This is a genomic window from Cyanobium sp. Lug-B, from assembly GCF_024345635.1.
GTDB classification, from domain to species: domain Bacteria; phylum Cyanobacteriota; class Cyanobacteriia; order PCC-6307; family Cyanobiaceae; genus Cyanobium; species Cyanobium minutissimum.
Genome location: NZ_JAGQBM010000008.1, coordinates 21,197 through 46,739, shown reverse-complemented (window position 1 = coordinate 46,739; position 25,543 = coordinate 21,197). Strand labels below are relative to the sequence as shown.

At 68.2% G+C, this 25,543-nt stretch carries 22 protein-coding genes; 16 read left to right on the top strand and 6 right to left on the bottom strand.

The genetic code is table 11. The annotated features are described in order from the left end of the window. Positions 1-10: 10 nt before the first annotated feature. Complete coding sequence (locus KBY81_RS03455) at positions 11-445, bottom strand: DUF2062 domain-containing protein (protein WP_396103654.1); 435 nt, start codon at positions 443-445, stop codon at positions 11-13. A gap of 226 nt (positions 446-671) precedes the next feature. On the opposite strand from KBY81_RS03455, the gene KBY81_RS03450 reads away from it, so the two are divergent. From KBY81_RS03450 to grrM, 10 genes are all read left to right on the top strand, one after another. After that, a complete protein-coding gene (locus tag KBY81_RS03450; protein WP_254975618.1) occupies positions 672-1,463 on the top strand; it encodes a zeta toxin family protein in 792 nt (263 codons plus the stop codon). After that, positions 1,460-2,386 carry a DMT family transporter gene (locus tag KBY81_RS03445; protein ID WP_254975617.1) on the top strand — a complete coding sequence of 309 codons (927 nt, stop codon included), beginning with the start codon at positions 1,460-1,462 and terminating at the stop codon, positions 2,384-2,386. Before KBY81_RS03450 ends, KBY81_RS03445 begins: the two co-directional genes overlap by 4 nt. After that, positions 2,386-3,771: a tRNA uridine-5-carboxymethylaminomethyl(34) synthesis GTPase MnmE gene (gene mnmE / locus KBY81_RS03440; RefSeq protein WP_396103653.1), complete on the top strand. Its 1,386-nt coding sequence runs from the start codon at positions 2,386-2,388 to the stop codon at positions 3,769-3,771. Before KBY81_RS03445 ends, mnmE begins: the two co-directional genes overlap by 1 nt. Positions 3,772-3,877: 106 nt before the next feature. Further along, the gene (locus tag KBY81_RS03435; protein ID WP_106219381.1) at positions 3,878-4,615 is read left to right on the top strand and encodes a DUF4079 domain-containing protein; all 738 of its coding nucleotides are present in this window, start codon (positions 3,878-3,880) and stop codon (positions 4,613-4,615) included. A gap of 8 nt (positions 4,616-4,623) precedes the next feature. Then, positions 4,624-5,502, top strand: a complete 879-nt coding sequence (nadC, locus tag KBY81_RS03430) for a carboxylating nicotinate-nucleotide diphosphorylase (RefSeq protein WP_254975615.1) — start codon at positions 4,624-4,626, stop codon at positions 5,500-5,502. Positions 5,503-5,725: 223 nt separating this feature from the next. Then, entirely contained in the window at positions 5,726-6,652 is a 927-nt protein-coding gene (gene grrP / locus KBY81_RS03425) for an extracellular substrate binding-like orphan protein GrrP (RefSeq protein WP_254975614.1), read from the top strand. 13 nt (positions 6,653-6,665) lie between these two features. Then, a complete protein-coding gene (grrA, locus tag KBY81_RS03420; protein ID WP_254975613.1) occupies positions 6,666-7,064 on the top strand; it encodes a GrrA/OscA1 family cyclophane-containing rSAM-modified RiPP in 399 nt (132 codons plus the stop codon). Positions 7,065-7,168: 104 nt separating this feature from the next. Beyond that, positions 7,169-8,128, top strand: coding sequence for an extracellular substrate binding-like orphan protein GrrP (gene grrP, locus KBY81_RS03415; RefSeq protein WP_254975612.1), 960 nt, complete (start codon positions 7,169-7,171; stop codon positions 8,126-8,128). 55 nt (positions 8,129-8,183) lie between these two features. Next, positions 8,184-8,633, top strand: coding sequence for a GrrA/OscA1 family cyclophane-containing rSAM-modified RiPP (grrA, locus tag KBY81_RS03410; protein ID WP_254975611.1), 450 nt, complete (start codon positions 8,184-8,186; stop codon positions 8,631-8,633). Further along, the gene (grrM, locus tag KBY81_RS03405; RefSeq protein WP_254975610.1) at positions 8,630-9,805 is read left to right on the top strand and encodes a cyclophane-forming radical SAM/SPASM peptide maturase GrrM/OscB; all 1,176 of its coding nucleotides are present in this window, start codon (positions 8,630-8,632) and stop codon (positions 9,803-9,805) included. The genes grrA (KBY81_RS03410) and grrM overlap by 4 nt, the downstream gene beginning before the upstream one ends. 92 nt (positions 9,806-9,897) lie before the next feature. On the opposite strand, the gene KBY81_RS03400 is transcribed toward grrM, so the two are convergent. From KBY81_RS03400 to KBY81_RS03380, 5 genes are all read right to left on the bottom strand, one after another. Then, positions 9,898-12,630 (bottom strand): zinc-dependent metalloprotease family protein, encoded by a 2,733-nt coding sequence (locus KBY81_RS03400; protein WP_254975609.1) that lies wholly within the window; start codon positions 12,628-12,630, stop codon positions 9,898-9,900. A 615-nt stretch (positions 12,631-13,245) separates the two neighbouring features. Continuing rightward, the gene (locus KBY81_RS03395) at positions 13,246-14,100 is read right to left on the bottom strand and encodes a hypothetical protein (RefSeq protein WP_254975608.1); all 855 of its coding nucleotides are present in this window, start codon (positions 14,098-14,100) and stop codon (positions 13,246-13,248) included. A gap of 251 nt (positions 14,101-14,351) precedes the next feature. Beyond that, on the bottom strand, positions 14,352-15,209 hold the full coding sequence (locus tag KBY81_RS03390; protein WP_254975607.1) for a hypothetical protein: 858 nt from the start codon (positions 15,207-15,209) through the stop codon (positions 14,352-14,354). 139 nt (positions 15,210-15,348) lie between these two features. Beyond that, entirely contained in the window at positions 15,349-16,125 is a 777-nt protein-coding gene (locus KBY81_RS03385; RefSeq protein WP_254975606.1) for a hypothetical protein, read from the bottom strand. A gap of 160 nt (positions 16,126-16,285) precedes the next feature. Then, entirely contained in the window at positions 16,286-17,179 is an 894-nt protein-coding gene (locus tag KBY81_RS03380; protein WP_254975605.1) for a hypothetical protein, read from the bottom strand. A 332-nt stretch (positions 17,180-17,511) separates the two neighbouring features. On the opposite strand from KBY81_RS03380, the gene argS reads away from it, so the two are divergent. The 6 genes from argS (at position 17,512) to KBY81_RS03350 (ending at position 25,538) form a co-directional block, all read left to right on the top strand. Beyond that, entirely contained in the window at positions 17,512-19,335 is a 1,824-nt protein-coding gene (gene argS / locus KBY81_RS03375) for an arginine--tRNA ligase (protein WP_254975604.1), read from the top strand. Positions 19,336-19,388: 53 nt separating this feature from the next. Continuing rightward, positions 19,389-21,548 carry an NAD(P)-binding protein gene (locus KBY81_RS03370; protein ID WP_254975603.1) on the top strand — a complete coding sequence of 720 codons (2,160 nt, stop codon included), beginning with the start codon at positions 19,389-19,391 and terminating at the stop codon, positions 21,546-21,548. 92 nt (positions 21,549-21,640) lie between these two features. Beyond that, the gene (locus KBY81_RS03365) at positions 21,641-22,099 is read left to right on the top strand and encodes a hypothetical protein (RefSeq protein WP_254975602.1); all 459 of its coding nucleotides are present in this window, start codon (positions 21,641-21,643) and stop codon (positions 22,097-22,099) included. Between the two features lie 33 nt (positions 22,100-22,132). Continuing rightward, positions 22,133-23,155, top strand: coding sequence for a polyprenyl synthetase family protein (locus KBY81_RS03360; RefSeq protein WP_106219369.1), 1,023 nt, complete (start codon positions 22,133-22,135; stop codon positions 23,153-23,155). Further along, positions 23,155-24,237, top strand: coding sequence for a trans-acting enoyl reductase family protein (locus tag KBY81_RS03355; RefSeq protein ID WP_254975601.1), 1,083 nt, complete (start codon positions 23,155-23,157; stop codon positions 24,235-24,237). Before KBY81_RS03360 ends, KBY81_RS03355 begins: the two co-directional genes overlap by 1 nt. Next, entirely contained in the window at positions 24,216-25,538 is a 1,323-nt protein-coding gene (locus KBY81_RS03350) for a hypothetical protein (RefSeq protein WP_254975600.1), read from the top strand. The genes KBY81_RS03355 and KBY81_RS03350 overlap by 22 nt, the downstream gene beginning before the upstream one ends. Positions 25,539-25,543 lie beyond the last annotated feature (5 nt).

The following is a 25,543-nucleotide window of genomic DNA, read 5'->3' as shown; positions in this document are numbered from 1 at the left end:
GCGGCGGCGTTCAGGAGGCCCGCTGGCGGCGTTCCAGCCACCGCAGGCAGAGGAAGCCGCTCAGGGTGGCCGCCACCACCCCCACCACCGCCGAACCGAGCAGCAGCCGGGAGGTGAAGTCCCAGCCCAGCTGGCGCAGGGTCTCGTGGTGCAGGGTCAGGCGTCCCGGCCAGCCCCTGCCGGGCCCCAGCAGCAGGCTGCCCATCCGGTGGTTGAACCAGATCAGGGGGATGTCGGTGATCGGATTGCTGATCCAGGTTCCGGCGGCGGCGAGCAGGTGGTTGCCTCGGACCAGGCTGGCCAGCGCCACCCCCAGCAGGGTCTGGAAGCCGAAGATCGGGAAGCAGCCCATGAACACCCCGGCCGCCAGCCCCCGGGCCCGCTGGCCATGGCTGCCCTCCTGGCGCCAGACCCATTCGATGGCCTGGCGGAGGCGACGTTTCAGGGTTCGCAGGGCCAGAAGTGAGGGTCCGGGCGCGGAGGGTGGGGCGTTCGGCCGGCGGCGCTGGGCCGTGGTGAGCACCGCAAAAACGTTAAGGGAAGGAATCCCCCGCTGCCCGGCGGTCCGTCCGACCGTGGCCGTGGCGGGGCCTCCCGCCTAGCGTCCCTGGGTGATCGGATGGGCTGTGCGGCACGCCTCGCTCCTGCTGCTGCGGTGCGGCCTGGTAGGGTTGGTCTCCGGGGTCGCGCCGCTGCCGGAGGCCAGGGCGATCGAGGTCCTTCCCGCCAGCTGCCAGATCCTGGAGGTCTCGGGTCAGCCGCAGATCTCGCCGGCGGCGATCGACTTTCTGGAGCGATGTCTGAGCCGTTTCCCCCCGATCAGCAGCCCTGAATCGGAACGGCAGCGCATCATCGCGGCAGCGCAGAAGAAGGCTGTCTGTGTGTCCCACAGATCACCGATCGCGATCCTCACCGGCGGCCCCCCCGGGGCGGGGAAATCCACCGGGCTCCGCACCCACGCTCCGGTGGCCCTGGCACCGGGCACGCTGCGCATCGATGCCGATGCCTTGCGGGCCCAGCTGCCAGCGTACCGCGGCTGGAATGCGGATCTCACCCAGGCCGAGAGCGGCGTGCTGGTGGATCGGCTCCTGGCCGCCATCGGCCGGCCCTGCCGTTTCGACCTTCTCTACGATGGAACCATGAGCCGGGCCGATCGCTACCGACGCCTGATTCCCGAGCTCAGGGCGATGGGTTACCGGGTGTTTCTGCTGCATGTGAGCGTGCCCGAATCCCTCAGCCGCAGCAGGGTGCTGGAGCGTTATCAGACCATGGGTCGCTATGTCTCCCGGGCGGCGATTGGGCGCTATTTCGCCACCGGCCCCGCCACCTTCGCGGTGCTGTCCGGCTGGGCGGACGGCTATCTGCAGGTCGATGGCCTCACGGGCCGTGTGCTGCAGCAGGGGGGCGAGCCCTTCCCTTCCGAGCCCCAGCCGTTCCCGCCCGGCACCGCCGCGCCGCGATGACGGCGCTCGTCCTGATCGGCTACAGCGTGGTTTCGGGCCTGCGCAGCACGGTGCTCAAGGGGCTGCAGCTGCAGGGGGCGGCCCACGCCATCGCTGGTGAAAATCCGATCAGCTTCTGCAATGTCTTTTTCCTTTCGCAGCTGATGATCGGCCTGGCGCTGCTGGTCGCCGAGCCCGTGGATGTGGGACGTGAGATCGATGGCCTCCGTCCCCGGGTCCGTCTCGCCATCGCCGCCGATGCCTTCCTCGGCTGCTTTCTGGCCCCGCTCGCGTTCTACATGGCCCTCGACCAGCTGGCAGTGATCACCCAGACCCTGCTGTTCTCCCTCACCCTGCCGGCCTCGGCCCTGCTGGCGCTGTGGTGGCTGAAGGAACGGCTGCCAGAGCGCTTTGCCCTCAGCCTGGCCCTGATCCTGATGGGCCTGGTGGTCGGCAGGGTCTTCGGCTCGGGCCTCGGCATGGGTATGGATCAGCTGCCGGGACTGCTCTGGGCGCTGCTGGCGGTGATCGCCACGGCCACGCGCAACTGCCTGCGCCGCCAACTGGTGGCCCAGCACCTGTCCCGCGGCCTCACCGGCGGTGTCACCAACCTGGTGGGCGCCCTGGTGTTCGGACTGTTCGCCCTGCTGATCTATGGCCCCCAGCACTTCTTCCTTCTCCAGCTCTGGTGGGTGGTCGGCGTGATCGTCATCTACGGCCTCACCCTCAGCCTGGGGACGGAGATCCTGCGCCAGCTGAGCAACGCCCGCTTCAGCGTCACCCAGGTGGCCTTCGCCGGCAGCGCCAGTGTGGTGGTCACGGTGCTCACGGCCGCGGCCGTCCTGCACGAACCGCTCACGCCCGGCGTTCTCGCCAGCCTCGGGCTGATCCTGCTGGGTGTCCTCCAGCGCCACCTGAGCGGCCCCAGCCCCTCCCCGTCTTGATTCCCCCCTCCCCCCCGCTCCCGGGCGACACCATCGCCGCCATTGCCACCGCCGTGGCCGCGGGGGCCGGCAGCGTGGCGATCGTGCGCCTCTCGGGGCCGCAGGCCGAGGCCATCGGCCGGCGCCTGTTCGTGGCCCCCGGCGCCCAGGCCTGGGAGAGCCACCGGGTGCTCTACGGCCATGTGGTGGATCCGGCCGATGGGCAGCGGGTGGATGAGGCGCTGCTGCTGCCGATGCGGGCCCCCCGCAGCTTCACCCGGGAGGACGTGGTGGAGTTCCACTGCCATGGGGGGCTGGTCGCCGTGCGGCGGGTGCTGGAGCTGGTGCTGGCCGCCGGCGCCCGCCTGGCCGGCCCGGGGGAGTTCAGCCAGCGGGCCTTCCTCAACGGCCGCCTCGACCTCACCCGCGCCGAGGCGATCGCCGAGATGATCGCCGCCCGCAGCCAGCGGGCGGCCGAGCTGGCCATGGCCGGCCTCGACGGCGGCCTTCAGCGCCGCATCGGCGGTCTGCGGGAGCGCCTGCTCGACCAGCTCGCCGAACTGGAGGCCCGGGTCGACTTTGAGGAGGACCTGCCCCCCCTCGACGGCACGCTGGTGCGGGCCGAGCTGGAGGCGGTGCGGGGCGAGCTGGAGCGGCTGGTGGCCGAATCCCGCCAGGGGGAGCTGCTGCGCGAGGGCCTGCGGGTGGCCATCGTCGGCCGTCCCAATGTGGGCAAATCGAGCCTGCTCAACCTGCTCAGCCGCCGGGAGCGGGCCATCGTCACCGACCTGCCGGGCACCACCCGCGACCTGCTGGAAAGCGACCTGGTGCTCGATGGGGTGCCCCTGACCCTGCTCGACACCGCCGGGATCCGTGCGACGGACGACCGGGTGGAGCGGCTGGGCATCGAACGCAGCCGCCAGGCCCTGGCGGGAGCCGATGCGGTGCTGCTGCTCTTCGATCGGGTGGCCGGCTGGTCCGCCGCCGACGAGGAGCTGAGGGAGCTGGTGCCCGAGGGGGTGCCCCTGCTGCTGGTGGGCAACAAATCCGACGCCCTCCCGCCCGGGGCCGCTGCGACCGGCGTGCCGCCGGATGGGCCCCTGGTGACCATCAGCGCCCTCACCGGCGCGGGTCGCGACGACCTGGTGGCGGCCCTGCTGGGCCTCTGCGGCGCTGGCGACGTCCAGGGGCTGCAGGTGGCCCTCAACGGCCGGCAGCGGCAGCTGGCGGCGGCGGCGGCCACCAGCCTGGAGCGCTCCCTGGAGACCGCCGCGCTGGGTCTGCCCTGGGACTTCTGGACCATCGACCTGCGCGGCGCCATCGCCGGCCTCGGGGCGATCACCGGCGAGGAGGTGAGCGAGGCGGTGCTGGAGCGGATCTTCTCCCGCTTCTGCATCGGCAAATAGCTCCCGGCCACTTCCGGCCACCTCCGGCCGCCATCACGAAACGCTCACCCCTGTTGACCGCTTAACCTCCAGCGCCAATGCTTTGGGAAACGATTCCCAGCGTCGAATGCAAACGGTCGACTGGCTCTGGATCCTGCACCCCGCCCTGGCGGTGGTGCTGATCTATCCCCTGATCGGCATGGTGGTGCGCCTCGGGGTCCAGGCCCGCCAGCGCCGGGTCGAGAAGGCCAAGCTGCCCCCCACCACCGGCCGCGACCACGCCGACCTGGGCCAGTGGCTCTCGGCGGGCGTGGTGCTGGTGGTTCTCGTGGCCCTCACGGTGGTGATCGTCACCAAGCAGCCGGCGGAGGGCTTCACCGGCGGGCCCGGTCGCGCCCTGCAACTGCTGCTGGTGCTGGTGGGCACGGTGGTGTCCCTGCTGGCCCTCTGGCAGGTGAAGGCCAAGGGCTACCGCCTCGTCTTCGCCCTGCTCACCTGGGCCGGGGTGCTCGGCCTCGGGGCCCAGCCGGAGGTGTGGCGCCTCAGCGACAACCCGCTCAGCCCCGAGTTCTGGCAGTCCCACTACTGGGCCGGGGTCGGGGTGGTGGGGCTGATGATCTTCTCCCTGGCCGCCCGCCCGGAGATCCTCAAGGATCTGCGCTGGCGACGGATCCACCTGAGCGCCTCGATCCTGGCGGCGGTGCTGTTCGTGGCGCAGGGAATCACCGGCAGCCGCGACCTGCTGGAGATTCCCCTGGCCTGGCAGAAGCCCACCATCTATGCCTGCGATCCGGTGAAGCGGGTCTGCCCGCCCTTCGCCCCGCCCCCGGTGCCGGCCCCTCCGGCCGGACCGGCGGGCAGCTGAGGCCGCCCGTGACGTCACCCGGTGGGGACCCGGCCCCGGTGCTCCCCTTCACCCCGGCGCTGGAGACCCAGCTGCGTCAGTGGCTGGATGAGGACCTCGGCCGCGGCGACCTGACGGCCCCGGCCCTGGCCGGCTGCAGCGGCCGGGCCCACTGGGTAAGCCGCGCCGACGGGGTGTTCTGCGGCGGGGTGCTGGTGGGGCCGCTGCTGGCGATCCTTGACCCCCGGGCCTCGGTGCGGCTGCTGGTGGGTGACGGGGAGCCGGTGCTGGCCGGCCAGCGGCTGCTGGAGCTGGAGGGGCCGGCGGCCGCCCTAGTGGCGGCGGAGCGCACGGCCCTCAACCTGGCCATGCGCCTGTCCGGCATCGCTACCGCCACCGCCGCCCTGGTGCGGGTGCTGGCGGGCACCGGCGTGCGCCTGGCCGACACCCGCAAGACCACCCCCGGCCTGCGGGTGCTGGAGAAGTACGCCGTGCGCTGCGGCGGCGGCTGCAACCACCGCCTCGGCCTCGATGACGCCGCCATGCTCAAGGAGAACCACCTGGCCTGGGCCGGCGGCGTGGCGGCCGCGGTCGCGGCGGTGCGGGCCTCGGCCCCCTGGCCGGCCCGGTTGATCGTGGAGGCCGAAACGGCTGCCGAAGCGGAAGCGGCGGTGCGGGCCGGGGCCGATGCGGTGCTCCTGGACGACTTTTCCCCGTCGGCCCTGGCGGACCTGGTGCCCCGGCTGCGGGCCCTGGCGCCGGCGGTGGTGCTGGAGGCCTCCGGGGTGCGGCCCGAGCAGCTGGGCGCCTACGCCGCCACCGGCATCGATCTGATCTCCACCAGCGCCCCGGTCACCCGCAGTCCCTGGCTGGATCTGAGCATGCGCTTCGCGGCGACGCTGGCCTGAGCCCGGCCGGGGCCTGAGCCAGGCCGCCTCCAAGGTGAAGTTCCACCTCACTCCCCCGGTCGCCGTGGCTCCGCCCCTGATCGGTTGTCAGAGTGAGCCCCGATGCCCTCCAGCGCCGACCCGCGTGCCGCAGCGACCCTTCCCGCTTCCAGAGCTTCCGCCGTCAACTCCCCGACGGCCGGCCGTCCCCAGCGCCGTCACCGCCTGGGCGCGGCGCTGCGCCGTGGCAGGGCCCTCCCTGGTGCTGGCGCTGCTGGCGGCGCTGGCCAGCCCCCTGGCTGCCAGGGCCGAATCGGTGCTCGAGCAGGCGGCACGCACCGGAGAGATCACCATGGCCGGCCCCACCGACATGGTGCCCTTTGCCTACCGCGATGCCAGCCAGACGCTAGTGGGCTACAGCCTCGATGTGGCCCGGTTGATCGAGGCGGAGGTCTCCACCTATCTCAACCGGCCGGTGAAGATCGTCTACACCGCCAATGCGGATCCATTGGCGGTGTTCCGTGACGTGAGCCGCGGTGATGTGGACCTGGCCTGTGGGGTTCAGTTCACCTGGGAGCGGGAGATGTACGTCGACTTCTCCATGCCCTTCGCCCTCTCGGGGATCCGGGTCCTCACCCGCGACGGGCGGCTCGATGGCTCGGCGGCCTCAATTGCGGGCAAGCGGATCGGGGTGGTGAAGGACTCCCTGGGCAGCGCCACCATCGCCGCCGTGCAGCCGACGGCGGTGCGGGTTCCTTTCGCCGGAATCGAACCGGCGGTGCGGGCGCTGCTGGCCGGCCAGGTGGATGGTGTGGGGGGTGATTCCCTGCTGCTCGCCGGTGCCCTTCAGAGCCTCGGCGGCAAGGGTTACGGCCTGGTGCCGGCGGAGGCCTTCTCCCGCTTCGCGGTGGGCTGCATTCTTCCGGAAGACAATTCCACCTTCCGCAACCTGGTCAATCTGGCCATCGCCCGGCTGGTGCAGGGCTACCTCGACGATGAGCCGGCTGCCGTCGCCAGCGTCAACCGCTGGCTGGGTCCGAAGGGAGTCCTGGAGCTGCCCCCCGAGGTGATCAAGGCCTATTTCCAGTCCGTTCTGCTCAACTACGAACGGGTCCGGCCCCTGCCGGCAACGACCCCATCGGCGGTCGTTCCCGCCTCCCCTGCCCGCTAAGCGGATTCCTCCCATGCCCATCTCCTCCCGCACGGCCCTGCTCGGTTTCTCCCTGGCGCTGGCGGCCTTGACCGCTCCCGCCGCCGCCCAGGCGGCCCTGCTGCCCTCGCCGGCCAGCGGAGCCACGATCGAGCAACGGCTGCAGCGCATCGGCGCAGCGATGCGCGGCCAGCTTGAGGCGAGCGGCGACGCCGACGTGGCCGCCGGCGATCAGCGCCTGGCCTATGGCTTCGCCAACGCCGGCCGGGGCGGCTTTGCCAACGCGGCCCGCGGCGGCTTCGTCAATGGCCACCCCTATTACGGCGGCGGCGCTGGCTTCCGCAACGGCGGCGGCGGTTTCGTCAATGCCAGGGGCGGGGGCGGCTTCGTGAATGGGGGCGCCATGCGCGGTGGGGCGTTCCGGAACTGGTAGGCCCCCTCCAGGGACCGCCCCGGAGCCTGCGTTTCAAGCCCGGAAGCGTCCGTGGGCAAGCCAGGGAACCGCCCCTAAGGTGCAGCACGTGCACGGATCGGCGAATGGATTCTCCCGCTGCTGTGGCCCCCGGTTCCCTCCGATCCCGCCGCGGCAGGGCGCTGGCCCTGGGATCGGTGGCCTGCCTCTGCGCCCTGGGGGCTGTTGTTCCGGTCCGCGCCGCCGACGCCGTACTGGAGCAGGCGGCCAAATCCGGTGAGGTGCTGATGGTGGGTCCCGCCGACAGCCCGCCCCTGATCCGGATGGGGCCGAAGGGGGAGCCGGAGGGTTACGCCGTCGACCTGGCCCGCCGCATCGACCGCCAGCTGAAGGCGGAGCTCGGTGAGTCGGTGCGGATCCGCTTCGCCCCCGTCGACAACACCAGCATCACGGTGGAGGCCGTCGCCAGCGGCCGGGCCGGCCTGGCCTGCGGGGTGCCCTTCAGCTGGGAGCGGGAGAAGCTGGTGGACTTCTCCCTGCCCATCGGTCTCTCCGGCCTGAGGCTGCTCACCCGCAGCGGCGGCCTCGACGGCTCCCCCGCCTCCCTGGCCGGTCAGCCGATCGCGGTGGTGGAGGGATCCCTCGGTGCCGGTTTCCTCGGTTCTCTGGAGCCCACCGCCCGGGCGGTCCGCTTCCCCAACCTGCCCCAGGCCGTCACGTCCCTCGAGCAGAACAAGGTGGCGGGGGTGCTGGGTGACGCCAATGTGCTGGCCGGTCTGCGGCACGAGCGCAAGCTCTCCGGCGTGGCCCTGGTGCCTGAGCAGCCCTACGTGAGCTACGGCGTCGGCTGCATCGTGCCGGAGAACAACTCCCGGCTGCTGAACGTGGTCAACCTGGCCATCGCCAGCCTCTTCCAGGGCTACCTGGAGGGTCGCCCCGATGCCGTGGCCAGCGTCGCCCCCTGGTTCGGCCCCACCGGCGTGCTGGCGGTCCCCAGCGAGCGGGTGCGGGCCTTCTTCGAGTCGGTGCTGATCAGCCGCGAAGGCCTCCAGCTGGGGGCCTCCGCCCCGGCGCCCCGCCCCTGAAGCCCCCGCTCCGCCCCACCCTTCCGCCTCCCCGTTCCTTCCTGGCAGCAACCCGATGACGAACCACCCCCGTTCCGGTCTGTTCGGTTTCCTGCTGTTGCTGGCCGCCCTGGCTCCTGCCGGCGCGGCGGCCAGGGCGGTGGTCGACGCACCGTCCCGGCCAGCTACAGCCGCTTCGCCGTCGTCCCCCCTGGCGCCGCCCGGCTCCATCGACGCCCGGCTGCGGCGCATCTCGGAGGCCATGGGTCAGGCCACGGGCCAGCTGGCGGGGGCAGAGGGCCACCCGGCGGGGGCGGAGGGCCGGGCCAAGGCCCCGGATGGCCGTCTCGCCTACATCTTCGTGAACGGCGGCGGGCCCCGCTTCGGCTGGGGTAATGGCGGATTCCGCAACGGCGGCTGGGGCAACGGCGGCTTCCGCAATGGCGGCTGGGGCAATGGCGGCTTCCGCAACGGCGGCTGGGGCAACGGCGGCTTCCGTAACGGCGGCTTCCGCAACTTCTGGTGACCGCCACCGGTACCCCGCCACCGGGCAACCCGGAAGGGTTCGGGCCGTTGCAGCTGCTGGTGGTCCAGCCCACGCCCTACTGCAACCTCGACTGCGATTACTGCTACCTGCCCAACCGGGACGACCGGCAGCGGCTGTCGCTGGAGCTGCTGGAGGCGGCCCTGGCGCGGGTGCTGGAGAGCCCGTATGTGGGCGGTGACTTCACCCTGCTCTGGCACGCCGGCGAGCCGCTCACCGTGCCGATCGCCTTCTACGACGCGGCCACGGCGAGTGTGCGGCGAGCGCTGGAGGGCTGGACGGGGGAGCCCCTGGCGATCCACCAGTCCGTGCAGACCAACGCCACCCTGATCAACGAGGCCTGGTGCGACTGCTTCGAGCGCAACGGCATCGCCGTGGGCGTGAGCATGGACGGGCCGGCCTTCCTGCACGACGTCCACCGCCGCACCCGCACCGGCCTGGGCACCCATGCCGCCACGCTGCGCGGCATCGAGCACATGCGCCGCCGCGGTATCCCCTTCCAGGTGATCGCCGTGATCACCGAGGAGTCCCTCGGCCACGCCGATGAGCTCCACGCCTTCTTCGTGGAGAACGGCATCACCGACGTGGCCTTCAACATGGAGGAGACCGAAGGCGAGAACCGCGTCTCCACCCTCAGCCGCCCCCGGGCCGAGGCCGCCTATCGCCGTTTTCTGGAGCGGTTCTGGGCGCTGTGGCAGGAGCGGCCCGAGCTGATGCGGGTGCGGGAGTTCGAGGGCATCTGCAGCCTGGCCCAGGCCGATGCCCGGCTGGCCTGCACCGACATGAACAACCCCTTCGCCATCGTCAACGTGGATGCGCGGGGCCGTATCTCCACCTTCGACCCCGAGCTGCTGGCGGTGCACACCGACACCTACGGCGACTTCGTCCTCGGCCACGTCCAGACCGACAGCCTCGTCTCGATCGCCGCCAGTGCCAAGTTCCAGCGCATCCTGGCGGACATGCGCGCCGGCACCGACCGCTGCCGGGACGAGTGCGCCTACTTCGGTCTCTGCGGCGGCGGTGCCGGCAGCAACAAGTACTGGGAGCACGGCACCTTCGCCTGCAGCGAAACCCAGGCCTGCCGTTACCGGATCAAGATCACCGCCGATGTGGTGCTGGCCGGCCTGGAGGAGGCGCTGGGGCTGGTGGCCTGATCCCTCAGGAGGTACCAAACAGAAGAGCCGCTGCGGTGAGGCAGCGGCTCTGGGATCTGTGGGCCGTGAAACGCCGGCGCGTGGGTGACCTCTCACAGCAGGGGTTGGGTGTCGACCAGCCAGGGGGTGGTCGGTGTGGCCCCGAAGCCGGCGGCCGGGAACGGCGAAACCAGGGGATCGGTGGCCAGGGGTTGGCTGCCGCCGAGGCTGGCGAGTTCCGTCAGGGCCAGGATCGGATCGCTGGTGAGGATCGGATCCGCCGTCAGGGTGTCGTCGAAGGCCATCGGGGCGCCGAGGACGTCGTTGTCGACGGCCGGGGCGAGGCTGGTGCCGCCGCCGATGATCGGGTCGACTGGGTTGACTAACTCGATGGATGCCGACTGGAGTGGGCTGAGGCGTGGCGCACCGCTGGCATCGACCATGAACTGCTGCTGGAGGAGCAGGCCCGCTGTGCTGGTGGGAGAGACGATGGGGCCGGCGGACACATAGTTCCATTTGCTGTCGAGCGACCAGAAGTGGAGGCGGCCGGTGGACAGTTCCTTCCAGAGAATCTGGTTCTGGTTGGTGCCGACGGTTTCGGCGGCGAGGATCTGCCAGCCGCTGAACTGCCCGGCCCTGATCTGGGCGCCGCTCCTGCGGACGGCGGACGAGATGCCGTTGATCTGTACGGAGACCAGGTCGGTGCTGGTGGCGCGAAGCAGCTGGGCGTTGCCGTTGGGATCGATGACCTGAAGGGCGCTGCTGGTGGGCGTTGTGGTGGTGGTTGTTGTAGTGGTTGTGGTCGGGGGTTGGCTGGTCAGGGGGGTGCCAGTGGCATCGACCATGAACTGCTGCTGGAGGAGCAGGCCCGTGGTGCTGGTTGGAGTGACGATGGCACCGGCGGAAACGTGGTTCCAGTTGCCGTCGAGCGACCAGAAGTGAAGGCGACCGGTGGAGAGTTCCTTCCAGAGGATCTGGTTCTGGTTCGTGCCAACGGTTTCGGCTGCGAGGATCTTCCACCCGCTGAACTGGCTGGCCCTGATCTGGGCGCCGCTCCTGCGGACGGCGGACATGACGCCGTTGATGCGTACGGAGACCAGGTCGGTGTTTGAATCCCGCAGCAGTTCAACGGCGCCGTTGGGATCGATCACCTGCAGGGTGGTGCTGGTGGGAGGCGGTGTGGTTGTAGTGGGAGGTGGCGTGGGTGTGGGGGTCGTGGTGCCGCCCGCGGGCGCGACCGTGCCGCTCACCATGTACTGGCCGAGGCTGCCGTAGTCGGTGTAGCCGGTGGGGGTGCTGGCCAGGGGGGTGCCGAAGCCGACGCCGTCGATTCCGAGGTAGTAGGTGCCGGCGTCAAGGTTGAGGGAGAAGCTGGCGGTGGTCAGGTCGGCCGGGTTGAAGGTCTGGACCACGGACCCGTTCGCCCGGTAGAGGGTCGCGGCGATGTCGAGGTTGGCGCCGCGCGCGGCGAGATAGCTGGTGGTGTAGGAGCCGCCGCTGTTGATGAAGGCCCGCGAGGCATTGACGATGTCGAAGGTCACCAGACCGGCGCCGGTATCGAACCGGAACATGTCCACGTCGGTGTTCCGCTCGATGATCCCGAAGCTGCTGAAGGTCAGCCCGGTGAGCGCCGTCGCGGTGGTGAAGGCGTTGCCATGGTCATCGGCGTTGTACGTGAAGCCGTTGCCGTTGGTGATCGTGGCCAGGTCGTCCTGGGTGTTGTTGGCCCCGGCGTACTGACCGTTGCTCCACTGGGTGAGGTGCTCGTCGTTGCCGAGCCAGGACGCCCCCATGATGGTGCCCCAGCTGGTGGCACCGGAGCCGCCATGGCCGCCGTAGTACTCGGTGGTGGTGCCGGCACCGTCGTGCGTGAGGCCAAGGGTGTGGCCGATTTCGTGGCTGGCCGTTTCGGCGGCGGTGTATTCGCCCCGGTTGAACACCAGGGCCACGTCGTCGGTGGACCAGTTGAAGCTGTTGTAGTAGGCGGTGCCACCGCCGCCGGCATTCTTGATCGCCTGGCCCGTGAGCAGGTTGAGGTTGCTGGTGAAGGCCACCCGGATGCCCCAGCGGTCATCGCCGGTGCCGGATTTACGCAGGGCTTCGGTGCCGGGATCCTGGGTGGTGACGTTGACGTTGAAGGGGGAGAAGTCTTCGGCCACCCGCTGCCAGATGCGCTGGATCTCCGTGAGGATGGTGGAATCGAAGGTGCTGTAGAAGGCCTTGAGGCTCAGATTGCCGCCGTTCTCCCACGGCGTGTTGTTGATCTGGTAGCCGTCGAAGTCGAGATAGATCGTCTTCGTGGCGTTCGGGTTGCTGTGCAACCGGAACACATCGCTCACGTTCACGCCCGTGCCGAGGGTGACCAGGCTGTTGAGGACCAGGGGAGCCTGGTCAGTGGTGGTGTCCCAGGCGGCGGCCCCGTCCCCGGTGGTGACGGCCAGCACGCTGCAGGCCCGGCAGCCGCAGGCGGGACCCGCCGCGGTGGCGGCGGCGGCGGAAGCTTGCCCGGGCCAGGGATCGTTCAGCACCTGGTGGCTGTTCGTGGCCACCGCCGTGGTGGCCTCGAGGGTGACACCCTTCTGGAAGAGGGCGGCCGGTGCGGCGGCTGGAGCCGAATAGCTGGCTTCGAGGTTGTCCAGGGCGTTGCCTGAGCCTCGGGGGGGAGGTGAGGCCTTGGTCGTCGCCAGAACGGCGTTGATCACGGCGGCGGGCTCTTCGGCAGTGGCCGGCGCCGCGTCGGCGAGCAGGGTGAGGGTGGTATCGGAGGAGCGTCGTGTTTGGTTGGATAGTTCAGGGAACAGGGGGGAAAGTGATTGTTGGCCCCCTGCAGTTGCGGTGTAAGTCATGGCGGAGAGAGGGTAAAAAGACGGCGAGTTCCATCAGCACCAGGAGCCTCCAACCATGGACAGGCGGATGCTTCAGGTGATCTTCAAAGTCGTTGCGCCCAGAGGTCTGGAGGGATCGACTTTGTTTCCGGGGGGGGCTGATGGAAGGGAGCCTTTTCCCCCGCACTCATCATCGTTCTGCAGCAGCTTTGCAGCCTTTATGCACAGGCCAAATCACGGGGAGAGTTGGCTGGCTGACGCTGAGCATTTCCTTGGAATTGCACCACCAGTCCTGTGGTTTCGGATTCAAAAATCGCTGCATGTCGGCCGCTGCGGCCTTGCCCGGGAGGCCGGCCATCGGCCGCCGGGACGGTGTCGCCAGAGGGGGCTGGGGCCTCTCCGGAGGGGGTGAGAACGGCAGAATCCCAGTGCTGCCAGGGGTTCCAGCCGTCGGCATCACGGCTGCCGGCACCTTGGAGGAACCCTTCCTGAAGCCTGAGGGTCAGAGCTCTATCGCCCTAAGCGCCTTTAAGCATGACCTGCAGTTTTGTAACGGATGTGCAGACTTGGCGCTGCGCTCCGATGCGGGCCTCTTCCTGCCGGGATGGTGCCATCCGCAGCCCAGGTCGGCAAGCCTCAGGGGGGTGGGGGAACGCCGGTTTCCGAGCTGTCGTCGTCCTCGGGGACCAGGCGGGAGAAGTACTCCTCCTCTGTGGCTCCGTTGGACAGGCCCGGAAGGGGCAGTCCCCGCAGGCTGATCGCCGTGTGCCACTCCACCAGCAGTGGCACCCCCTGTCCCTTGCGCTGGGCGCCCATGGCGAAGGCGATGGCCAGGGCGAACGAGGAGAGCATCACCCGCAGGCTGTCCCTGATCACGGATTCGATGGTCTTGGGAGTCGGGGCCTGGATCCTGGCGGTCACCTCCTGCCTCACCTCCTGGAGGCGAGCCAGCATCCTGCGCTTGGTTTCCGGCAGCGGCAGCCCCATGGTCTCGAAGCGGATCCCCAGGCTTGGGGTCTGAATCGCCTGGAGTCGGGCCTGAAGGTTGTCGAGGCTGGTGGCCGTCGTGATGGTCTCCTGGAGGAGATCGAAGGTGCCGTTGGCGACGGAGAGCTGGCGGGCCACGTTGGCCCTGGCCGCCACCACGCTGTTCCAGCCGGCAAAGGCCTGCAGGGGAACGATCAGCAGGAAGCCGAGGACCGCCACGATGGCGAGACGGGCCAGGGCGTCGCGCCGTTTCTGCAGGACAGGATTCTCGGGGTCGAGGTAGGCCGCAAGGTGAAGCAGCCCGAGGGCCACCAGGGGGATGGTGGCCGAGTCAAGGCAGGCGGCGATGAAGCGCAGCTGCCAGTCCGTGTCCAGCAGGCGAACGGGGAGGATGCTGGACAGCAGGGTGATGAGGTAAGTGACGAACAGGGCAATCGCCATGAAAGCGAGCCGATCGGCCAGGATCGCCGAATCGAAGGCCCTGAATTCCTTGGTGCCGGCCATCAGGACAGCCGGGCCCCGGTGCGGGAGCCAGGGTGGCCTGCCTGTTTTCCTGCGTGGATGTCTTTTGGATGGAACGCGAGCGCCACGGGATCGGAAGCATTCAGGCCGCAGAACTTTCTCGCAGTGACTTCAATCACCGTGCGGGGAAGTTGCCAGTCTGCCAACCGACCGGGCGGCCAATATGTGACTGGTTATGACCAGACACCTGCATGCATCCTGGTCTGGATATCAATGAGTGCGGTTGATCATCGTCACAATTCAGTGCTGCTGCGGGTTGGGGAATGCCTGATCAGGTGCCGCATCTTTCGGCTCCATCCGAAGGCTGCCGCAGCCCCAAGAACGGGAAGGGGACCGGGAACCGCATCGGTGGGCCCTTCATCTGGAATGCGCCAGAACGCTGCCCCCGTGACCTTTTCGCCGCCGCTTTCCGTACGTCCATTGGGCTTTTTGACATTCTGGAAGCGCAGGGCAATCTGGGCCTTGCTCCAGCGGTCACCAGGGTCGAAGGAGTTGAAGAGGTTGTAGAAGCGCTCCGCCACCTGGTCGGCGGTGGCGATGGAGGCGTCGTTGGCTTTCAGCTGGAACTGAACATTGACGGTGCTGCCTCCTCCGATGCCGGTGCTGCCGGATCCTCCATGGCAGCCATCCCTGCTGCTCATCCGCGCACAGAAGTCGAAGTTGGCGAAGGGGGCGTAGGGGGCGGTGGCCGAGCCTGTGATCGCCAGCCATTCGTCTTCGTCGACGCGCACGCCGCGGCTGCGCTGGTTGGGGGTGGGGTTGTTCACACCGCCGAAGACCCTGCCGAAGCCCGAATCCAGCGGGTTGTACCTCAGCAGGGAGATCGCCTCGCTGCCGTTGTCGCGCAGCGGCTCGTTGAAGGCGAAGCCCACCAGGGTGCCGGAGGAGGGGCCCGACGCCGGCGAGGTGTTGGTGATGCCGAGGTCGAGGGTGTAGGTGTTGCCGTTGCCCGGGTCCTTGCGGAAGTCGAAGCTCATCCGGGCCTTGACGCCGGTGTTGTAGAAGCTGGTGCCGGCGATGCCGCTGTCGAAGATCACGTCAAAGGCGGTTTTGGCCTGGGCGGGGGCGGCAAGCCCGACCAGTGCAGCCAACGCCCCGAGGCCGAGTCCAGCGAGGCCTCCGATCAGCCTCTGGGGGGCCTTGGCTGTGGGTCGCATGAACGCTTCCTTAATCCACATTCACCATAGCAGAAGATCTTTCACCCTGCTCACAGATTTATGCAGCCGTGGGTCAGGGGGATGAGGGAGGATCGTCCTCCGGCGGGGCGAGCTGGGCGAAATAGTCCTCTTCGATGGCGGCGGGGGTCCCGCGTCGGTTCTGGCGACTCTGTTGCCGAACGCTCCACATCGTCAGCACCTCAACCAGCAGAGGCACCTCACGGCCACGGCGCTGGGCCGCGATCGCAAAGGCCAGGGCATAGATGACGCTGGTGGCCATCACCCGCAACGCGTTCGTCGCCACGTTCTCGATGGCCTCGGGCGGCGGTGCCTTGATCCTGGTCTTCACCTGCTCCTCAAGCTCGTTGAGGCGGATCAGCATCTGCCGGCGGGTCTCCGGCAGCGGCAGGCCCAGGTCCTCGAAGCGGATGCCCAGCTCCGGCGACTCCAGCGCCTGCAGCCGCGCCTTCAGATCCTCCAGGCTGGTGGCGGCATTGATCGCTTCCCTGATCAGGGCGAAGTTCCTGTTGGCGGAGGTCTGTTGTGTCGTCAGACGGGCCTTGGCCGCGGTGACGGTGCTCCAGGAGGCGTAGCCCTGCACAGGGATCAGCAACAGAAACCCCAGCACCGCCAGGATGGCCCAGCGGGCCAAGGCATCCCTTCGTCTCTCAAGGGCGGCATTGGCCGGATCCAGGTAGGCCGCCAGATGCAGCAGGGCAAGGCCGACCAGCGGGATGGCGGCGGCGCTGATCAGGGCGGAGCTGACACTGAGCTGCCAGACGGTGTCGAGAGGCCGCAGGGGCAGGGTGATGGCGATGACCCGGACGCCGTAGATGACGAACAGCGCCATCGCGAAGATGGAGAGCCGCGCCGCCAGGACCTCTACCTCCCGAGGCTTGGCAGGCGAATCAGGCCCCATGGGCGAGCCTGGCCCGAGGCATGGTTTCTGGCATCAATGGAGAGCCTGTCAGAGAAAGGCTAGGGCCTGAAGCCCAGAACCTCGGAGCGGCTCAGGCCACAGGTTGGGTCTGGAGCTCGGCGATGGCAACCCTGCGGCGCAGTCTGCGGCTGAAGGCGAAGGCTGTGGCAGCGCCAAAGACGGGAAGGGGGCCGGGCACTTCGTCCACGGGGCCTTGGGGTGGCTTGATGGGAATGCCAGCCACCTTGTCGCTCTTGCCACTCCGCCCTTTGGAGTTGGTCACATTCTGGAAACGGAGAGCCACCTGGGCGTTCTTGAAATCGCCGTCGTTGGTGAACGTCCGGGAATTGAAGAGATCAAAGAATGACTGGGCTACCAGACTGGCACTGTTGATAGTCGGGCTATTGGAGGCAAGGGTGAATCGGACATCGGTCGACTGGCCATCGGTCAGACCCGTTCCATTGGACGAACCGCCGTGGCAGCTGGTGCCGGTATCTCGGGCGCAGAAGGTGAAGCTCCCGAACGGCGCATAGGCGGCCCGTCGGGGAGTTCCTGTGATGGGGAAGGTAAGAGTATTGTTATTGCTGACATTCCACTCGCTTCCGTTCAAAGATGCGCCATAGACATCTCCGAAATTCGAGTTCAAAGGGTTGTACGTCAGCAGTTTGAAAGCTGGTGAAGACGAAGGACCAGGAACGTTGAAGGCAAAGGCCGTTAAGGTTCCGGTTGGGTTCAGTCCAACGGGAGAAGTGTTTGTGATGTTGAGATCTAGGGTGTAACGATTATCGGCATCGTTGGCAGGGTCCAGCTTGCTGAAGCTGAAGGTCATTTTTGCGGAAACACCAGTAGCCTCTGAACTGGTTTTCTTGTTGTCAGCGTTGAAATCCACGTCAAACGACGTGAAAGCCATCGCAGGGGTGGCCCCTGCAAGGAGTCCAGCCAGGCAGCCGACCGACAGGAGCTGGTTGCGGCGGGCCTTGCCCAACATTGCGATGGCATGAGAGTCCACTCACCATACCACAGGTTTTGTCACCTGGCATCAAGGCGCTTTAGTCAATTCTTAAGCTGTCGGCCGGCCATGGGCCGCTGCGGGAGCTCCCTGACCCGCATCCCCTGCGGCCACTGGGGTGAAGCCTCCCCTTCGCTGAACCGGCTTCCCTTTCATGGCACCTCTTGCGTCTGGGTTCCCTGCCGCTCCAGGGCCGTGCGTCGGCCCCTGTCGGGCGGGCATCAGCGCTTAAGCCCTCCCCGTCGGCCCCTCCGCCCCGCCGGGGAGGATGATCGTGCCCCCGCCTGCCGTCCGACCGGCTTCGCTCCATGCTGCGCATTGCCCACGCCCTGAACAGCCATTTGCTGGGGGCCCTGGAGAGCGCGTTCCCCGAGGCGGCCGCTGCCGCCCGGGAGGCCGGTACGGCGCTGGATCCCCAGCTCGGGCCCGCCAGCAAACCGGAGTTCGGTGATTTCCAGGCCAACGGCTCCCTCGCCCTGGCCCGCCCCCTGCGCCTGGCCCCCCGTGCGATCGCGACGGCGATCGTGGACCGGCTGGCGGCTGACCCGGACTTTGGGGCCCTCTGCCTGCCGCCGCAGATCGCCGGCCCGGGCTTCATCAACCTCACCCTGCGGCCGGAGGTGCTGGCCGCCGAGGTGGGCCGCCGCCTGGCCGATCCCCGCCTCGGGGTGGAGCCCGTGGCCCCCGGCGGCGCCCCGGTGGTGGTGGATTTCTCCAGCCCCAACATCGCCAAGGAGATGCACGTGGGGCACCTGCGCTCCACGATCATCGGCGACGCCCTGGCCCGGGTGCTGGAGTTCCGCGGCCATCCGGTGCTGCGGCTCAACCATGTCGGTGACTGGGGCACCCAGTTCGGCATGCTCATCACCCACCTCAAGCAGGAGGCACCCGAGGCCCTCGACACCGCCGACGCGGTCGACCTGGGGGATCTGGTGGCCTTCTACCGCCAGGCCAAGGCCCGCTTCGACAGCGACGAAGCCTTCCAGACCACGTCCCGCGAGGAGGTGGTGAAGCTGCAGAGCGGCGATCCGATCAGCCGCCGCTGCTGGCAACTGCTGTGCGACCAGTCGCGTCGGGAGTTCCAGCGCCTCTACGACCGCCTCGACATCCGCCTCGACGAGCGCGGCGAATCCTTTTACAACCCCTACCTGGAGGCGGTGGTGGCCGATCTGGCCGCCGCCGGCCTGCTGGTGAGCGACGGGGGCGCCGAGTGCGTGTTCCTCGAGGCCGACGATGGCACGGCGAGCCAGGCGCCGCCGGTGATCGTGCGCAAAAGCGACGGCGGCTTCAACTACGCCACCACCGACCTGGCGGCCATCCGTTACCGCTTCGCGGCGCCCCCCGACGGCGACGGCGCCCGCCGGGTGATCTACGTCACCGACGCCGGCCAGGCCAGCCATTTCGCCGGGGTGTTCCAGGTGGCCCGCCGCGCCGGCTGGATCCCCGAGGGCGGGCGGCTGGAGCATGTGCCCTTCGGGCTGGTGCAGGGGGAGGACGGCAAGAAGCTGAAGACCCGCGCCGGTGACACGGTGCGGCTGAAGGAGCTGCTGGATGAGGCGGTGGAGCGCTGCGACGCCGACCTGCGTCGCCGGCTGGAGGAGGAAGGACGCCAGGAGGAGGAGGCCTTCATCAGTGAAGTCGCCACCACCGTGGGCCTGGCGGCGGTCAAGTACGCCGACCTGTCCACCAACCGGATCACCAACTACCAGTTCAGCTTCGATCGCATGCTGGCCCTCAGCGGCAACACCGCCCCCTATCTCCTCTATGCGGTGGTGCGGATCGCCGGGATCGCCCGCAAGGGCGGCGGCGACGGCGAGGACGCGGCCGGCACCGGCGGCCCGGAGTCCCCGGCCTCCCTGACGTTCAGCGAGCCCCAGGAGTGGGCGCTGGTGCGCCAGCTGCTGCAGTTCGATGCCGTCATCCAGGAGGTGGAGGAGGAGCTGCTGCCCAATCGGCTGTGCAGTTACCTGTTCGAGCTTTGCCAGCTGTTCAACCGCTTCTACGACCAGGTGCCGGTGCTCAGGGCCGAAGAGCCGGCCCGCACGTCCCGGCTGGCGCTCTGCCGCCTCAGCGCCGACACCCTCAAGCAGGGCCTGGGCCTGCTGGGCATTCCCACCCTGGAGCGGATGTGAGGCCGGCGGAAAGGTCCGGTAGCGTTTGCCGGCACGGCGGCTGATCGGTCCGGATGGTCGTGGAAGAGCCCGTCAGAGTCGTGATCATCGGCGGTGGCTGTGGCGCCATGGCGGCGGCCTATGAACTCTCCAGACCCGAGCACAACGGCCGCTACGCCATCACCGTCTACCAGCAGGGCTGGAGGCTCGGGGGGAAGGGGGCCTCGGGCCGTGGTCCATCCGGTCGGGTGGAGGAGCACGGATTGCATGTGTGGCTGGGTTTCTATGAAAACTCCTTCCGCATGATGCGGGAGTGTTATGCCGAGCTGGAGGCGTCGCCGGAAGGCTCACCCTTTGGCCCCTGGCAGGACGCCTTTCTGCCGGAAAGGGATGTGGGGCTGTTCTCGCGATCGGGGTCGCCGGACTGGCGGAAATGGAGCGCCCGGTTCCCACCCCGACCGGGACTGCCCGGGGATCCCCTGCCACCCGGTGCCACCTCTTCCATGGCGGGGTATCTGCAGCAGGCCATCGCCATGCTGCGGACCCTGATCCTGGACGTGGACGTGAGCACGCCGACGGAGGCCCCTGATGGGCGCCGGCCCGCCGACCTTCTCGAGGCCATGGCCGGCTGGCTCTCGGGGGGCACCTTCACCGGAGCGGCCCTGATCGTGGAGGGCCTCGCTCTTCTGAGCAGCGCCCTGCGGATCCTGCCGCTGCCGATGGACGCCCCCCTGGTCCGCTTCGTCGAGGAACTGAATATCGCCACCCGATCCTGGCTGGAGGAGCGCTGGCTCGCGGACCACCCGAAGCGCCACATCTGGGAGATCGTGGATCTTGTGCTGGCCATTGTTGTGGGCAGCGTGCGATTCAACCTGCTCCGGGATCCCCGGGGACTGGAGGCGATCGACCACTACGAGTGCCGGGAATGGCTGCGCCTGAACGGGGCCTCGGAGCGGGCCGTGCGCTCTCCCTTCGTCGTCGGTCTCTATGACCTCGCCCTGGCCTATGAGGACGGCGATGCCAGCAAGCCTGCGCTGGCTGCCGGCCAGGCGATCCGGGGCTCGCTGCGCATGTTCTTCGGCTATCGGGGCTCCCTGTTCTGGCGCCTGCGGGCGGGCATGGGTGATGTGGTGTTTGCGCCGCTCTATGAACTGCTGCGCCGCCGGGGGGTGCGTTTCCAGTTCTTCCACAAGCTCACCAACTTGCAGATCCCGTCGGGGCCACCCATCCAGCCGGGTGATCGCAGCCATGTGGAAGCCCTTGAGTTTGATGTTCAGGCCGAGATTCACGGCAACCGCGACTATGACCCCCTGATCAGCGTCTGCGGTCGCCCCTGCTGGCCATCCCAACCTGACGATGACCAGCTGGTCGACGGTGATCGTCTCCGACGCGAACAGCGGGATTTCGAGTCCCACTGGGATCGCACGTTCACCTCCAGGCGACGCCTCGAAGTGAAGCGGGATTTCGATGCCGTGGTCCTGGGGGTGAGCATCGGCGCCATCCCCCATGTCTGCTCCGGGATCCTGGCCAGGGATCAGCGCTGGGCCACCATGGTGGAGAAGGTGAAAACCACGGCGACCCAGGCCTTCCAGCTCTGGCTGCAGGAGGATCTCTCCCAGCTGGGATGGCAGGGTCCTCCCTACATCGTCTCGGCGTTCGACAAGCCCTTTGACACCTGGTGTGACATGGCCCATGTCATTCCTGAAGAGGCGTGGGTGCGGCCCCCCGCCACCGCCCTCTACTTCTGCGGCGTACTCAGGGATCCTCCTGTGCCGCCGGCGGATACCGACGCCCCCTATCCGCACCGCAGGGCGGAGGAGGTCAGGGAGAACGCCCTGGCTTTCCTGCGAAACAGTGGCTCGGCCCTCTGGCCCGGCGCCTATGACGCCGCCGGAGCGTTCCGCTGGGAGCTGCTGGCCGATCCCACCGCACCGGAGGCTGCCGGAGGCCCTCCCGGCGAACAGAGCCGCGGCGAGCAGCGATTCCTGAGTCAGTACTGGCGGGCGAACGTCAATCCGACCGATCGCTATGTGCTGGCGCTGCCGGGCAGCCTGAAGCATCGGATCTCTCCGCTGGATCCCACCTACGACAATCTCACCATCGCGGGAGACTGGACCGACTGTGGGTTCAACGAGGGATGCACCGAAGCCGCCGTGATCTCCGGGCGGCTGGCGGCCCATGCCCTTTCAGCTTCACCTTCGCTGGCAGAGATTCATGGCTATGATCATCCTTGAAGATTTCAGCAACAAATCCCCGCCACAGCACGGCCCGTCAGACCATCAGCCATCCGAGACCAGAACCCGATCACTCCCTGCTTGATGGCCCCATGTCGGATATCCCCAAGCCAGAGAATCAGCCGGGAATGGAAGATGGAGCGACGTCGGACGGACGTTGGCAGCGCCCGCCACTGGAGCGTGATCAACCGCTCCGGAGCGGCTGGGCCGACGGCGGGGCGCCGTTCGGGGGCCGGCCCATCACCGAGACCGTGGAAGACACCATCCGGACGGCGTATCGGGTCCTGGGGGAGAATGTTCGTCAGGGCCATGACGCCGCCGAACGCTACAGCCGGGAGACGGCCCGAGGCGCGGGCGACGCCTCCCGCGACCTTGGCACGTTGGCCAGTCGCATGATCCAGCTGGGGCGGGACATGGCCACGACCTACTTCGATGCCATGGATATCCTCCTGCAGGAGGTCGATCAGCGGCGCGCAGACCATGATCGCTCGCCGGAGCGGCGCGATCCCCCTGCGGAAACGGGAAGCGACGATGCCGGCGAGCCGCGTTAGCAGAGGCGGTCGCCCAGGGGCTGCGTGGGGCCCATGACCAGAACGATCCAGCCGCTTCTGGACGCCTATGGGCGGCTGATTCGTGAGTATGTGGAGCGTTACCTCACGAGCCAGCCCCGGGCTCCCTATCTCCACGAACTGCTGGCCGATTATCCGAGCCGGGGCGGAAAGATGATGCGGCCGTGCATCTGCATGGCCAATGCCCGCGCCTTCGGGGGAAGGCTGGAGGACGCCATCCCCTTCGCCGGTGCCGTGGAGATTCTCCACAATGCCCTGCTGATTCACGACGATATCCAGGATGAAAGTGTGGAGCGTCGTGGCCTTCCCACCCTGCATGCCCTGCATGGTGTTCCGCTGGCGATCAACGCCGGTGATGCCATGCTGTTGATGGCCTTTGGTCCCCTGCTCGACCATGTTGGCCGTCGCGGCGGCACGTTTGCCAGAAGGATTCTGGACGTGACGCGACGGATGGCCAGGGAAACGGCGGAAGGGCAGGCGCTGGATATCGGCTGGAGAATGGACCGTCGCCATGACATCAGCACAGCGGACTATCTCACCATGGTGCTGAAGAAGACGGCATGGATGGCCACCATCTGGCCAGCCCAGGTGGGGATGCTGCTCGGCACCCATGGCCTGGTGGACCCGGAGGCTGTGGTCCGCTTCGGCTTCTTTCTCGGTGCCACCTTCCAGATCCAGGATGACCTGTTGAACTTCTCCTCGGAAGCGGCCTATGGCAAGGAGCCGCGAGGCGATCTGTTGGAGGCTAAGCACACCCTGCTGTTGATTCATGTCCGTGACCAATGCAATCAACGCGAACGCGAGGATCTCGATCACTTCATGAACCTGCGCCGCGAGGAGCGCACCGCTGATGCCGTGGCCTGGCTGGCTGACCTCATGGTCAGCAAAGGCTCGCCCGACTATGCGCGCATGGTGGCGGAGTCCCTGGCGGGCGCCGCGCGCCATGAATTCACCAGAGCCTATGGGCACCTTCCCGACTCTCCGGACAAGGACTTCATCGAGGATCTGGTCCCCTGGGTGTTCAACCGGACGACCTGATGCCTGAGACCCCTGGCGACCCTGTCGCCGCGCCTGTCGGTCGTGTCCTGCTCTATGGGGCCACCGGTTTCAGCGGCCGCCTGCTGACCCGGGCGCTTCGGGAGCAGGGTGTCGATGTCGTGCTGGCCGGCCGCCACCACGGCAGGGTCACGGAGATGGCCCGCCGGTGGCATCTGGACGGTCGTGTGGTGTCCCTCGACGACCGTTCGCAGCTGGAGGCTGCCCTCGACGGGATCCAGGTGGTTCTGCATGCGGCGGGCCCCTTTCAGCACACGGCCCTGCCGATGATGTCCGCCTGCCTTCGCCGCGGGACCCACTATCTCGATCTGGCCGGGGAATGGCCCGTCTTTCAGCAGGCAATGGATCACGGTGAGCTGGCCGCCGCCAACGGCGTGATGCTGATGCCGGGGATCGGCTTTTCGATCGTGGCGTCGGACTGTCTGCTGGCGCTGGCCCGCGCCAGGTTCCCGGATGCGGTGGCGCTGCGGCTGGCCCTGTCTGCCCCTGAGGTGATGTCCCGGGGCACCTTCCGCAGCCTGATGGGACTCACCAGTTCCACCGTGCTGGTGCGCAGGCAGGGGATCGCCACGGCCGTGCCCGCGGGGTCGCTGTCGCGCTGCTTCGATTTCGGCGCCGGGTTGCGGACGGCGGTGGCCGTCACCTGGCCGGACGTCGTCATCAGCCAGGTCACCCGCGGCATCCCCACCCTGGAGGTGTATGCCGAGGCGGACTGGCCGGTTCAGGTCGCCCTGCGGGCCGGCTCCAGCCTGGCCCCTCTCCCCCAGTCGCCCCTGGGCCAGCGGCTGCTGGATCTACTGAGCCAGGGCTGGCCTGAGGCCCCCTCCGCCACCCAACGCCAGCGCTCCGGCTTCACCCTGGTGGTGGAAGCGGAGGATCGCTGGCGACGCTGCCGCTCCCTCCGCCTCCAGACACCGGACGGCTATACCGTCACCGCTGCCACGGTGTCGGCGATCGTCAGGCGTGTCCTGAACGGCCAGGTCGCACCGGGTTTTCAGTCGCCCGCCCACCTCTACGGAGGCTCGCTGCTGGAGGAATCGGGTTGTGTTTTGCGGGTAGGCTGAGTTCACGCGTGTCGGGACCAGTCGCTCCTGCATCTGTGAACGATCTTCCCTATCTCGACAATCCACTGGATGGCCAGCAGGAGGCTCCCCCTTACCTCTTCAAGGGGATCCAGTCGCACTATTTCAAGCTCAGGGCCGAGGCCAGGGCCCTGGAGAGCTTCTGCTCACGTTATCTCAATCCAGCCTCCAACGCCTTCACCTATTGGCCGCTGTCGTCCCTGCCGCTGTTGGGCGCCGGTTTCGGACAGCCGTTCGTTGTTCTTGGGGTGCTCTTCTATCCAGACATGCGTTCCGGCAGCTTCCACCCTGAGCGCTCCACCCGGCAGCACGAGGTTTTCTTATCGTTCCCCGTTCTTCGCTTCAATAATGGATTCCCGGACAGGATCTGCTGGGTCTACCCATTCATCTGCGTGGACAACATCCGTTCGGCGATCACGGGTCGGGAAGTGATCGGGCTGTCCAAGCTGGTGGGCCGATTCGATTGCCTGGACTCACGCCCGTCGGGCGCGCCCCACCCCCCGTCCCGCAACTCCCTCTCCGGAGAACTGTTCGGCGACGATACGGACTCGATGGGGATCAGTGTGCCCACCTACATGCGCTACGGACAGGACATCCACGAGCAGATGCTGCCCATCATTCGCGTCCAGGCGGATCCCAAGTTCCCGGCGGACGCTCCGTTCGATGCTGAGGTGCCCCCCCTCCAGGAATCGCCGGTTCTGGATCGTGCTGCCGCCGAGGCAGGGGTCGGGCTCGGACCGGCATGGCCGGGCCCGGCAGGGTCCGGCTCCGGCACTTTCCTGAACCGGATCGCCGAGCTGGTTCAGGGATTCACCTTCCTGTCTCCGAAGCTGGCCATCAACAGCCTCAAGCAGACCAGAAGCAGTGTGGATCCGGCCTATTCCGACCATCAGGCCCTGCTGGAGACGGTCTGGCAGTCGGAGAATGTGCGCCAACTCAGATTCTGGGGGCTCGGCCACTTCCGGATCCAGATCTTCAATCACGCTGGCCTTCCCTTGGTCAATCAGCTCGGTCTGGGGCAGCACAAGCGCGATGGAGACTTCATCGAGCTGGTGGGGCTGGGCTCCAGTTATTCCCTCAGCGCCGACCTGCGCATGGTCAGTGCCTCCGTCCTGGCGGAAGCGAACGGTGATGGGCCGACGACGGGAAGCCCCCTGATCCGGGATCTCGCCACCATCCCCAGGGCCTGCCTGTCCCTGACCGCCGACCTGGCGGATGCCTCGATCCAGTGGGCCGGCCTGTCCGTGTCCCTGGCCCGACAGGCGCTGGGCCTGAGACCCTGAGGGGC